This is a genomic window from Psychromarinibacter halotolerans, from assembly GCF_029168315.1.
GTDB lineage: Bacteria > Pseudomonadota > Alphaproteobacteria > Rhodobacterales > Rhodobacteraceae > Psychromarinibacter > Psychromarinibacter halotolerans.
This window is the reverse complement of the sequence record NZ_JARGYD010000013.1, coordinates 14,459-27,104: the sequence shown is the minus strand read 5'-3', so window position 1 is coordinate 27,104 and position 12,646 is coordinate 14,459. Positions and strand designations below refer to the sequence as shown.

Annotated in this window: 9 protein-coding genes; 8 read left to right on the top strand and 1 reads right to left on the bottom strand. The window is 63.2% G+C overall.

The genetic code is table 11. The features are described from left to right. Positions 1-18 precede the first annotated feature (18 nt). A complete protein-coding gene (locus tag P1K30_RS21710) occupies positions 19-1,851 on the bottom strand; it encodes a pilus assembly protein TadG-related protein (protein WP_275634888.1) in 1,833 nt (610 codons plus the stop codon). A 382-nt stretch (positions 1,852-2,233) separates the two neighbouring features. On the opposite strand from P1K30_RS21710, the gene P1K30_RS21705 reads away from it, so the two are divergent. From P1K30_RS21705 to P1K30_RS21670, 8 genes are all read left to right on the top strand, one after another. Next, a complete protein-coding gene (locus P1K30_RS21705; RefSeq protein ID WP_275634887.1) occupies positions 2,234-3,670 on the top strand; it encodes a Glu/Leu/Phe/Val family dehydrogenase in 1,437 nt (478 codons plus the stop codon). A 376-nt stretch (positions 3,671-4,046) separates the two neighbouring features. Then, on the top strand, positions 4,047-4,439 hold the full coding sequence (locus tag P1K30_RS21700; RefSeq protein ID WP_275634886.1) for a TadE/TadG family type IV pilus assembly protein: 393 nt from the start codon (positions 4,047-4,049) through the stop codon (positions 4,437-4,439). A 10-nt stretch (positions 4,440-4,449) separates the two neighbouring features. Then, positions 4,450-5,754 (top strand): pilus assembly protein TadG-related protein, encoded by a 1,305-nt coding sequence (locus P1K30_RS21695; protein ID WP_275634885.1) that lies wholly within the window; start codon positions 4,450-4,452, stop codon positions 5,752-5,754. 296 nt (positions 5,755-6,050) lie between these two features. Further along, positions 6,051-7,385 carry a pilus assembly protein TadG-related protein gene (locus P1K30_RS21690; protein WP_275634884.1) on the top strand — a complete coding sequence of 445 codons (1,335 nt, stop codon included), beginning with the start codon at positions 6,051-6,053 and terminating at the stop codon, positions 7,383-7,385. 66 nt (positions 7,386-7,451) lie between these two features. Next, positions 7,452-9,464: a DNA primase gene (gene dnaG / locus P1K30_RS21685; protein WP_275634883.1), complete on the top strand. Its 2,013-nt coding sequence runs from the start codon at positions 7,452-7,454 to the stop codon at positions 9,462-9,464. A gap of 118 nt (positions 9,465-9,582) precedes the next feature. Then, on the top strand, positions 9,583-11,571 hold the full coding sequence (gene rpoD, locus P1K30_RS21680) for an RNA polymerase sigma factor RpoD (RefSeq protein ID WP_275634882.1): 1,989 nt from the start codon (positions 9,583-9,585) through the stop codon (positions 11,569-11,571). A 278-nt stretch (positions 11,572-11,849) separates the two neighbouring features. Then, positions 11,850-12,119 carry an HlyU family transcriptional regulator gene (locus P1K30_RS21675; RefSeq protein ID WP_275634881.1) on the top strand — a complete coding sequence of 90 codons (270 nt, stop codon included), beginning with the start codon at positions 11,850-11,852 and terminating at the stop codon, positions 12,117-12,119. Positions 12,120-12,129: 10 nt separating this feature from the next. Beyond that, positions 12,130-12,609: a thiol-disulfide oxidoreductase DCC family protein gene (locus P1K30_RS21670; RefSeq protein WP_275634880.1), complete on the top strand. Its 480-nt coding sequence runs from the start codon at positions 12,130-12,132 to the stop codon at positions 12,607-12,609. Positions 12,610-12,646: the final 37 nt, after the last annotated feature.

The window sequence follows — 12,646 nt, the reverse complement described above, 5'->3', positions numbered from 1 at the left end:
GTTGGGTCAGGCGGCGTCTCACTGGATCAGCCTCAGGCGGTTGATGTCGGCGGCGATGGCCGAGAAGGCGGCGGAAATCTGGGTGCCGCTGACGTTGAAGTAGTGTGACGGCGTGGTGGCGCAGTCCTGCAGCAGGATGCGCGAGTTGTACGGCGCTTCGAAGCCGATGGTATAGACGTAGATGCCTTCCGCCTTCGCGGCGGTGCAGATGCTGCGGGTGCGGCTGTCCTTGGTGTTCGAATAGACGTAGTTCCGCGCGTTTTTGACCCCGCTGCGGAAGCCGTCCATCATGCTGCCCATGCTGCGCAGGTATTCGTCGGCGAAGTATTCGACCGGAACCTCGGCCCACAGCTCGTCCCACGTCATGATCCAGGCTTCTTCTTCCGGATCTCCGGTGTAAGGCGTGCCGCGCCAGCCGGTGCTTACGTCGTAGGAATAGCGGTTCACAAGATACCAGTTCTCGATCAGGACCGTCTCGGTCGAGGTCTGTTCTTCCTGGCAGTAATAGTAGTAGCGCCCGTTGTGATAGTACCAACCGTAGCTTACGCACTCGGTCGTTTCCTGCTCTTCGTACTGCTCTTCCGGGATCGGGGTGCCTTCGCCGCCCCAGATCGAGTAGTAGGGGCGATCGTCCTCGTCGTACCACACGTAGACGATGCTATCGCCAGCGCGATACGGGTCTTCCATCTCGTAATGCTGGGTGTTCTGGCCGTCGGTCATGACCACCATCACCTTCAGCCCGTCGGCTGTATCATAGTCCAGCGGGCGCCCGGCGAAGTCGGCCGAAACGATGCCGTCGGCGATCAGGCCGGTCACGACAGGGCGGAACGACGGGTCCAGCATCGCGGTGCCCCACTTCACGCCGATCTCGATCGAGGTCAGGTTGGTGTCGTCGAAGGCGTTCACGTAATTTTCGAGAGCGACCGGCGAGTTCGAGTAGGGCAGGATATTCGTCCATTCCTTGTCCTCGCCAGCGGGGCAGACGACCTGGGGCAGGTTATAGTTCGCGCGCCAACCGCTGTATTCATTGGTCCACGGGTCGAAGTGCAGCGTCTGTTCAACATCTGCGGTCGTCGAGATCGAGGCGGTGGTGAAGTCGCTGCTCGAGAAGTTCAGGCAATGCGAATCCTCATGGCTGACGGGGGCGCGGGTGAGGTACTTCAGGATGTCGGGCCCGGCAGAGACCTGCGTCGAATACGGGATCACCGACGTCGAGATCGAGCTTTCCTGCGCGCCGTCGTAGATCGCGTCGATGAAGTCCTCGGCGGCGTTCTTCAGGTTGCCGAGCTTGCCGTTGCTGCCCATCGAGCCGGACACGTCAAGCACCAAAGAGATTTCGACGTCGCCGATGGATTCCTCGGCCACCGAGTCGACCAGCGTGCCAAGGTTGGTGACGCCCACCATGTTGAAGAAGTGGGTCGGCACGTTGATGTCGGCGTCGATCTCGACGTGTTTGTAGTTGATCGCCTCTGTCACGCGGACGTCGTCGACGAAGCCGGCCACACCGGCCTTGGCGAAGTAGTCGTGCACAAGGACTTCGGCGTCGACTTCCTGCGTCAGCGAAGCGGCGGCCAGCGCGGCGCCGTCGGCGGTGTTCTGAAGCTTGGTGCGGGCGGTCTCAAAGCGTTCGATGTCCAGCGGGATACCCGCCATGAACAGCATGACGATCATCATCATCAGTCCGAAGATGATCAGCGACCCGTCTTCGTCCCGGCGGAACCCGCGGGCAAGCCGGTACGCACGGGTGCGCATCGGTTCGTTGTCCGGTTCGTGGCCCGCCGTCCGGCGATCGGAAACCCGGCAGGAATGCCGGATGTAGGACGGGTCTTGCAGCATGCAGCGTCGACGCATCTTATCCACTCCTGGCAGCCGAAATGGTGGCTTGCCTCCGGGATCCCTGTCCCGGGCGACCTTTAATTAAAACGTTATTTGCACCCTCAACCGGGCCGCCGTGCGCGGGATTTGTGGCAAGAATATGGTTTTCCGCTCAATGTCGTTGGGACCGGGATAGTGTTTCGTCCCACGGTGCAATTCCCGGTAGAGAGGGAAACAAATTCCCTTAGGTTAATCGGCCCCTGCGACTCGGTCGTGAGCGTGTGAATTAACGCGGATTTGGGGGCGCGGGATGGGGGCGAAAACTCTTCGCGGCTTGGACACACGAATCAGGTTAGCGTGGCAGGGCGACAATCTGCACAAATTCGCGGCACCGCGCCGCGACAGTCTGGAGGCCCTGATGAATACCCATGCAACCCGAGAACCGAGCTTCCGCCAGTCCGTCGACCTGATGTTCAATCGGGCGGTGGCGCTGATGGATCTGCCGCCGGGGCTGGAAGAGAAGATCCGGGTCTGCAACGCGACCTATACCGTGCGGTTCGGCGTGCGTCTTCGCGGCCAGATCCACACGTTCACGGGCTACCGTTCGGTTCACTCCGAACACATGGAACCTGTGAAGGGCGGCATCCGCTATTCGCTGGGCGTGAACCAGGACGAGGTCGAGGCGCTGGCGGCGCTGATGACCTACAAGTGCGCGCTGGTCGAAGCACCGTTCGGCGGCTCGAAGGGCGGGCTGTGCATCGACCCGCGCAAGTACGAAGAACACGAACTGGAACTGATCACCCGCCGCTTCGCCTATGAACTCGCCAAGCGCGACCTGATCCACCCCAGCCAGAACGTCCCCGCGCCCGACATGGGCACCGGCGAGCGCGAGATGGCGTGGATCGCGGACCAGTACCGGCGGATGAACACCACCGACATCAACGCAAGCGCCTGTGTCACCGGCAAGCCGACCCATGCGGGCGGCATCGCGGGCCGGGTCGAGGCGACGGGACGCGGCGTGCAATACGCCCTGCAAGAATTCTTCCGCCACCCCGAGGACATGGTGAAGGCCGGTCTGTCGGGCAAGCTGGAGGGCAAGCGCGTGATCGTGCAGGGGCTGGGCAACGTGGGCTATCACGCGGCCAAGTTCCTGTCGTCCGAGGACGGCGCGAAGATCACCGGCATCATCGAACGCGACGGCGCGCTGGTGTCCGAGAACGGCATCGACGTGGACGACGTCCGCGCGTGGATCCTCAAGCATGGCGGCGTGAAGGGCTATTATAACGCCCAGTATGTCGAGGACGGCGCCGCCGTTATGGAAGAAGAGTGCGACATCCTGATCCCGGCGGCGATGGAAGGGGTGATCAACCTTGGCAACGCCGACCGCATCCGCGCGCCGCTGATCATCGAGGCGGCCAACGGTCCCGTCACCGCAGGCGCCGACGAGGTCCTGCGCGAGAAGGGCTGCGTGATCATCCCCGACATGTATGCCAACGCGGGCGGCGTGACGGTGTCCTATTTCGAGTGGGTCAAGAACCTGTCCCACATCCGCTTTGGCCGCATGGGACGGCGGCAGGAAGAGGCGCGGCACCAGCTGATCGTGGACGAACTGATGCGGCTGGACAGCCATCTGGGCGACGCGTGGTCCATGAGCCCCGACTTCAAGAAGAAGTACCTGCGGGGCGCCGACGAGCTGGAGCTGGTCCGCTCGGGGCTGGATGACACCATGCGCACCGCCTACCAGTCGATGTCCGAGACGTGGCACACCCGCGACGACGTCGCGGACCTGCGCACGGCGGCCTACATCGTGTCGATCCAGCGGGTCGCGCTGAGCTACAAGGAAAAGGGGCTGTAACAGCGGCCCCCGGGCGCGGACGTCACCGGCGTCCGCGCCGTCGCCTGCCGGGCCGTTCCGCCCGTCCGATCTGCCGGAGACGCGATTCTAAAAGTTGAATGTGTCCGGTGGCCAACGGATGCCAGAAAGTCAGGACTTTGGGCGGAAACGTGGCAAGAAGCGGGCGCGCTGTTCCCGCCAATGGGGCGGTTCAAAGACAATAACGGCGTTAAGCAGTTGAATTTACGTATTCCGCGAGGGAACGGCGCTGCCGCAATCGGACGCCCGCTATATGTCGTTGTCTTGTTTCCGACCATTTCCGGACCACAAAGCACCGGAAGCTTCTGGTTAATTCGCTCTGGGGGGCAATGTTGTTTCAGCCCGGAGTGCCAAGCGAATGTACGAACGAGCCAGGCGATTTCTGAAACGGGAAGACGGCAGCGCGACTGTCGAGGCCGTGCTGTGGTTTCCATTCTTTATTGCGATGTTCACCCTCGTGGTGGACGCATCCATGATTTTCCACAACCAAACCTACGTGACCCGCGTCATCCAGGACGGAAACCGCGCGATGTCGACGGGCTATCTCGACAGCACCAGCGATACCGAGACCTTCATCGCCAACCGGCTTGCGGGTCTTAGCGAAAGCGCACGGGTCGCGACGAGTCTACGCGATGGCGTCATCCACACCGAAGTGTCGGTGCCTGCCGGAGACCTTGACGTCATCGGCTGGTTCGGCGGCCTCAAGGGTTTCGACCTGGTGATGACCGCAGAGCATTATTACGAGTTGTAGGAGAAAGCACATGGCCATTTCCTTGAATAATTTCAGAACTTTCCAGGACGACGAAACCGGAGCGATGACGATCTTCGGTCTGCAGCTTTTCATGTGCGGGCTTATCTTCGGCGGTCTCGCCGTCGACGTCGGCTTTGCCTACAAAACCCGAACCGAACTTCAGGTGGCCGCCGACTCTGCGGCCCACGCGGCGTTGTACATCCGGCAGGACGGCGATGCCGAAGAGGCCCGCGCCGCCGCCGTCGCGATCGCCGAGGCCGCGTTGAACCCGTTGGTCTATGGCGACGTGCTTTTGCCGACCGATGTGCAGTTCGGCAGCTGGAACCGCGAGACGCAGACCTTCGAGATCGACGACACCTCGCGCGAGGCGGTGCTGATCAACACGGCGCAGATCGCAGAGCGGACCAACGCGGCGCGATCGTTCCTGCTGAACTTCGTCGGCATCGACCACTGGGACGTCAACGCGATGGCGGTGTTCGAGACCTACGTGCCCGCCTGTCAGCGCGAAGGCTTTACCGCTGAACTGGAAGTCGACCTTCAGTCGAACAACCACTTCAAGGAAGGCTTCTGCATCCACTCGAACTCTTACGTGCACTTCAACAACAACAACACGTTCGAGCCCGGCGTCATCGTGTCGATGCCGGATCTGGACGATCTTGACGTGCCCAACATCGACAAGAACCCCGGCCTTGCCGAGGCGCTGCGTGAAAAGCACTTCGAGAACCGCATCCTGAACCGGATCCTCGACATCATTGCCGGTCTCGAAAGCGGCGACCCGCTGTACGTCCCCGACTACATCACCAACACGATCCCGATCGAGATCCAGACCTCGCAGAACGTCGAGGCCGCCGACTTCACGCCGGGCCGGATCCACACCACGGCGTGCACGAACGGCACGTTCAAGATCAAGAACAACGTTCTGTTGCAGGACGTGGTGCTGGTGACGTCGTGCGACGTGACCTTTGGGTCGGGTGTGGTGCTGGAGAACGTGATCATCGCGTCCAAAAGCACCGACGTCCGCTCGATGAGCGCGGCAAACGGTATCCAGGTGGGCCGCGATGACAATTGCGCCGAGGGCGGCGGTGCCCAGCTTCTGACGCTGGGCGGCATGAAGTTCGCGGCCGAACTCAAGATGTTCGGTGGCCAGCTTTTGGCCGCTGGCGATATCGAGTTCGAGGCCAATGCCAACGGCATCTGGGGCGCGGCGATCCTGTCCGGCGGCAACATCGACGGCACGTCGAACGCCGAGATGGGCTTCTGCGGCGCCGGGATGGAAGACAACTTCGAGGTCCCGCTGTTCCGGCTGGCCGGCTGACGGCTCCCAGGACCCCAAAACGCGAAGCGGCCGCCCTGACACCGGGGCGGCCGTTTTCGTCTTGGGCGGCCAGCTTGGGCCAGCCTTGTCACCCCTTCAATCGTGTCAGGGAAAAGGCGGATCGGCGCAGCATCTTTTGCGGCAAGGTGCTTCACACAGTAAGTTTTACCGGCGATGCGCCGCTTTAGCGGGACGTTCGGGGCACTGTCGCGGCTTCAAGAATTGACCGCATTGCCATCCAAGATTGAACGGGATTGACCGTGAAACAGGCGCCTGTGAACCAGAAGGCGTCCGTCATGATTTTCCCACGTTTCCAAAGCTTTGCACGGTCGCTTCCTGCGTGGCTCGACGGTTTCCGTCGCCGCGAGGATGGGGCGATGACGCTGTTCGGACTGTACATCTTTTTGGCCAGCCTCGTGTTCTGCGGGCTCGCCGTCGATGTGGGCTTTGCCTACAAGACCCGGACCGAGCTTCAGGTCGCCGCCGACAGCGCCGCCCATGCCGCGCTGTTTGTCCGCCAGACCGCCGACGCCGAGACCGCGCGCGCCGCAGCCGTTCGCATCGCGGAAGGTACGCTTAGCCCGTTGGCCTATGGCGATGTGCTGCTGCCGGAGGATGTGCAGTTCGGATATTGGGACAACGCCGCCCGTGTCTTCACGCCCGACGAAGAGTCGTCGGAAGCGGTGCTGATCAACACGGCGCAGCTGGCTGAACGCAGCAACGCCGCGCGGGCCTTCCTGCTGAACTTCGTCGGCATCGACCACTGGGACGTGAACGCGATGTCGGTCTTCACGATCGAGGGCAGCGCCTGCGCCAACGAGGGGTTCATCGCACAGGGGCGGGTCGACATGCAGTCGAACAACACCTTCAAGGAAGGCTTCTGCGTCCACTCGAATTCTTACGTTCACTTTAACAATAACAACACGTTCGAGCCCGGCGTGAACGTGTCGATGCCGGATCTCGACGATCTGGACGTGCCGAACATGGACCGCAACTGGGGCCTGATCGAAGCCCTGCGCGAACAGCGGATCTCGCTGGCGTTTCTGGATCAGCTGGGCACGATCATCGACGGTCTGGAAGACGCTGACCCCGAGTACACGCCCGACTATATCACGAACGTCATTCCGGTGGAGTTGAAGAAAACCCGCAACCTGACCGAAAAGGACTTCACCCCCGGCCGCATCCACACCACGAACTGCAGCGGCGGCGGGACGGTCAGCATCAAGTCGAACACCACGCTGACGGACATCGTTCTGGTGACCGACTGCGACGTGACCTTCGGATCGAACGTCACGCTGGAGAATGTCGTCGTCGCCACGCGCAGCACCGATACCCGGTCGGTGTCGGCGGCGGCCAGTCTTCAGCTTGGGCGCGACGACGGTTGCGCCGAAGGTGGCGGTGCCGAGATCCTGACGCTTGGCGGCTTCCGCGCCGCGTCGAAGCTGACCATGTACGGCGGCAAGATCATCGCGGCGGGCGACGTCGATTTCGCGGCGCAGGGCGATGGCGGGGAAGGGGCCTCTATCGTCGCCGGGGGCGAGATTGATGGCACCTCGAACACGACGATGGGCGTATGCGGCGCCGGAATGGGCAAGGCCTATATCACCCCGCGCCTGCGCCTCGCCGGCTAGGCGACGTGACGCCCGCCGGCGTTGCGGGACATGGACTCTCCGAGGGGTTCGTTGGATATTCGGGGCATGAGTCTGCCCCCCGGTTTCCTTGATGAGCTTCGCACCCGAACCTCGCTGTCGCAGGTCGTCGGGCGCAAGGTCATGTGGGACCCGCGCAAGTCGAACCAAGGCAAGGGCGACATGTGGGCGCCATGCCCGTTCCATCAGGAAAAAAGCGCCAGCTTCCACGTCGATGACCGCAAGGGCTTCTATTACTGCTTCGGCTGTCACGCGAAGGGCGACGCTGTAACCTTCGTGCGCGAAACAGAGAATGTCGGCTTCATGGAAGCGGTCGAGATCCTTGCGCGTGAGGTCGGGATGCAGATGCCCGCCCGTGACCCGCAGGCGCAGCAGAAGGCCGACCGCCGCACCCAACTGGCCGAGGTGATGGAACAGGCGGTTCAGCATTTCCGTCTGCAATTGAACACCTCTGCCGCCGCCGAGGCGCGCGACTATCTTGCCGGGCGCGGCCTGTCGCCCGAGGCGCAGGCGCGCTGGAACATCGGTTTCGCTCCGCCGGGATGGCAGGGGCTGTGGGACCACCTGCGGGGCAAGGACGTGCCCGAGGACCTGATCCTGTCGGCGGGGCTGGCGAAGCCGTCGAACCGCGATGGCGGGCGGCCCTATGACACCTTCCGCAACCGGATCATGTTCCCGATCCGCGATGCGCGGGGCCGGGCCATCGCCTTCGGTGGCCGCGCGATGGACCCGACCGACAACGCCAAGTACCTGAATTCGCCCGAGACCGAGCTGTTCGACAAGGGCCGCAGCCTGTACAACCACGGCCCCGCGCGCGAAGCGGCGGGCAAGGGCGCGCCGCTGCTGGTGGCCGAGGGCTACATGGACGTGATCGCCCTGTCCGAGGCCGGGTTCGGCGCCACCGTCGCACCGCTGGGCACCGCCATCACCGAGGACCAGTTGCAGCTGCTGTGGCGGATCTCGCCCGAGCCGGTGATCGCGCTGGACGGTGACACGGCGGGCCTGCGCGCCGCGATGCGGTTGATCGACATGGTGCTGCCGCAGCTTGAGGCCGGGAAGTCGCTGCGCTTCGCGATCATGCCGGCGGGAAAGGACCCGGACGACGTGATCCGCGACGACGGGGCAGGGGCGATCCAGAAGATCGTCGACGCCGCGCAGCCGCTGGTGAACCTGCTGTGGCAGCGCGAGACCGAGGGCAAGGTATTCGATAGCCCGGAACGCAAGGCCGCGCTGGACAAGTCGCTGCGCGAGTCGATCCGCAAGATCCCGGACCCGTCGCTGCGCAAGCACTACGGAGACGAGATCAACCGCCTGCGGTGGGAACTGTTTCGCGGCAAGCGCGGGGCCGACCGCCCGGCCAACGACCGGAACGCGCCGCGCCGTGGGTTCGGCGAGGGCGGTCAGCGTGGGTTCGGGCGGGGCTTTGGCCGCGATTTCACGCCGGGCGCGACGCCGGGCCTGCGCGCCTCGGTCCTTGTGGCACAGGGCACCGCTGTCGAGGATCAGGTTCGCGAGGCGGTGATCTTTGCCGTGCTGCTGACCCATCCGCATCTTTTGCCCGACATCGCGGGCGAGCTGGAGGGGCTGCATCCGGCCAATCCCGACCACGCGCGGCTGCAGATGGCACTGCTGCGCCATGCGGACGCCGACCCGTCCGAACTTCGCGCGCTGGTGGCGCAGGAAACCGGCCCGGACACCCTTGAAAAGCTATTCTCGCAAAGCCACATAGCCGTCATTCCAGCGGTGCGGCATCCACATGACAGCGAGACAGCTTTGCTTTGTCTCGCCGAGGAGTTCGCGAAGCTGGAAGCGCGTCGCGGCGCAGAGCGGGAAATCAGCGAAGCGATGCAGGACATAGATCGGCTGGCCGATGAAGGCCTGACGTGGAGATTGAGCCAGGCCGCACTAGTTAAGCAAAGAGCGGAAACCGGTTCGCAAGAGGACACGACGGAATACGACACCGCGCCGACGGGGGCGAAGATGAGCCGTGACGAACGCAGCGCATTCGACGCGCTGATTGCCAAGATCGAGTTCAAAAAACCCGGGCGAAAGTCGACCTGAGACGATTCGGTGACGAATCGGTAAAGGAAACAGGATAAATTGGCGCGAATCAGTGATTCGCCTTGTGTGATTCGGTAAAATGGCGCGAATCACGCTGCCGCTTTTGGAAGGAGTGCCAATGGCCGCCAAAGACACGGACGACCGCAAGCAGGACGAACAAGAGCCGGAAGTGATGCTGGACATGAGCCAGGCCGCGGTCAAAAAGATGATCGCCGAGGCGCGTGAGAAGGGCTACATCACCTACGATCAGCTCAACCAGGTTCTTCCGCCCGACCAGGTCTCGTCCGAACAGATCGAGGACGTGATGTCGATGCTGTCCGAAATGGGCATCAACATCATCGAAGCCGAAGAGACCGAAGACGAAGAGAACAAGGGATCGACGGACATCGTTGAAACCTCGAACTCGCGCGAGGTCACGGTTTCCCAGTCCGAGACGGAAAAGCTGGACCGTACCGACGACCCGGTGCGCATGTACTTGCGCGAGATGGGCTCGGTCGAACTGCTGAGCCGCGAGGGCGAAATCGCCATCGCCAAGCGGATCGAAGCGGGCCGCAACACGATGATCGCCGGGCTGTGCGAAAGCCCGCTGACCTTCCAGGCCATTACCATCTGGCGCGACGAACTTCTGTCCGAAGACATTCTTCTGCGGGACGTCATCGACCTTGAAACCACCTTCGGGCGGTCGATGGGCGACGAGGACGACGAACCCGTGGTCGACAACCTTTCGGTGTCCGAAGCGCCGGCCGCGAAGAAGAAGGAAGAGGGCCAGCAAGAGCTGGACGCCGACGGCAACCCGCTTCGCACCGACGACGACGATGACGAGGACGATCAGGCCAACATGTCGCTGGCCGCGATGGAGGCCGCGCTGAAGCCGCGCGTGCTGGAGACGCTGGATCGCATCGCCAACGATTACGTCCGCCTGTCCGAGATGCAGGACCTTCGCATGTCGGCCACGCTGAACGAAGACGACTCGTTCAGCGCCACGGCCGAAGGCGACTATCAGCAGCTTCGGTCCGAGATCGTGCTGCTGGTGAACGAGCTGCACCTGCATAACAACCGGATCGAGGCGCTGATCGACCAGCTGTACGGCATCAACCGGCGCATCATGTCGATCGACTCGTCGATGGTGAAGCTGGCCGACCAGGCCCGCATCAACCGGCGCGAGTTCATCGACGAATACAAGGGGTCCGAACTGGACCCGACCTGGGTTGAGCGGATGGGCGAGAAGTCCGGCCGTGGCTGGCAGGCGCTGATCGAACGCTCTGCCGACAAGGTCGACCAGCTGCGGTCCGACATGGCGCAGGTCGGCCAGTATGTCGGCGTCGACATCAGCGAATTCCGCCGCATCGTCCAGCAAGTCCAGAAGGGCGAGAAAGAGGCGCGTCAGGCCAAGAAGGAAATGGTCGAGGCGAACCTGCGTCTGGTGATCTCGATCGCCAAGAAGTACACGAACCGCGGCCTGCAATTCCTTGATCTTATTCAGGAAGGCAACATCGGCCTGATGAAGGCCGTCGACAAGTTCGAGTATCGCCGGGGCTACAAGTTCTCGACCTATGCAACGTGGTGGATCCGTCAGGCGATCACCCGGTCCATCGCGGACCAGGCCCGCACGATCCGTATCCCGGTGCACATGATCGAGACGATCAACAAGCTGGTCCGCACAGGCCGCCAGATGCTGCACGAGATCGGCCGCGAGCCGACGCCGGAAGAACTGGCGGAAAAGCTGCAGATGCCGCTGGAAAAGGTTCGCAAGGTGATGAAGATCGCCAAGGAACCGATCTCTCTCGAAACGCCGATCGGCGACGAGGAAGACAGCCAGCTTGGCGATTTCATCGAGGACAAGAACGCGATCCTGCCGCTGGACTCGGCCATTCAGGAAAACCTGAAAGAGACCACGACGCGGGTTCTCGCCTCGCTCACCCCGCGCGAGGAACGGGTTCTGCGGATGCGCTTCGGCATCGGCATGAACACCGACCACACGCTGGAAGAAGTCGGCCAGCAGTTCTCGGTCACCCGCGAACGGATCCGTCAGATCGAAGCGAAGGCGCTGCGGAAGCTCAAGCATCCCAGCCGGTCGCGGAAGCTGCGGTCGTTCCTGGACCAGTAACGGCCCCTGAAATTTGGAAATCGCCCCCGGAGACGGGGGCGTTTTTCGTTTCGGGGTGTGGGTAGATTTCGAGGTGTGGGCGGATTTCAAGGTGTGGGTAGATGGGGTGAAACCCCATCCTACAACGGCGTCGGCCCGTAAGATGGGGTTGTACCCCATCCGCCACCCCGCCAGCGCAACCGCCCGTAGGATGGGGTTCCACCCCATCCCACCCACCCCCCATCGCTTGACCCTGCCCACCGCGCGGTGCGAAACTCGTTCCGCAACAGGAGTTCCCGATGTCCCTACTTTCCCGCCTGTTCGGTGGCGGCGGCGGCAATGCCCCCGCGGCGCAGGCCCAGCCCGAAGATCACAACGGTTTCGCAATCTACCCCGAGCCCATCCCGGAAGGCCCGCGCTGGCGCGTTGCCGCGCGGATCGAGAAGGACGGCAAGGTTCACAAGCTGGTCCGCGCCGACACCATCGAGGACGAGCAGACGGCCCGTGACGTGTCCGCCGCCAAGGCGCGGCAGATGATCGACGAGCAGGGCGACCGGATTTTCACCTGACCGCGCGGCGATGACCCCCGTCGCCGATTTGCCCCCCGATTTGCGTGCCCGGATCGAGGGGCGCGACGCGATTGTGTTCGACGGCGAATGCGTCCTTTGTTCCGGGTTTTTCCGCTTCATGCTGAAACGCGACCGGGCAGGGCGGTTCCGCTACGCGACGGCCCAGTCTGACCTGGGGCAGGCGCTGTACGCGGCGCTGGGTCTGCCGACCGATTTCTTCGAGACGAACCTTGTGATCGTGGACGGCCGGATCTACCGCAAGGTCGACGCTTTCGCCGCGGCGATGCGGGCGCTGCCTGCGCCTTGGCCGGTGCTGGGCGTCGCGGCATGGCTGCCGGGGTGGCTTAAAGTCTCCGTCTACAACGTGATCGCGCGCAACCGCTATCGCCTGTTCGGGCGTCACGACAGTTGCATGGTGCCGGACACCGCCCTGCGCGCGCGCTTCCTGCCGGGCGGCTACGCGCTTGGCGGACCCGGTCAGCTTGGCTGACCCGGTCGCGCTGGCCTGTGCCGCGCGTGGCATCGTT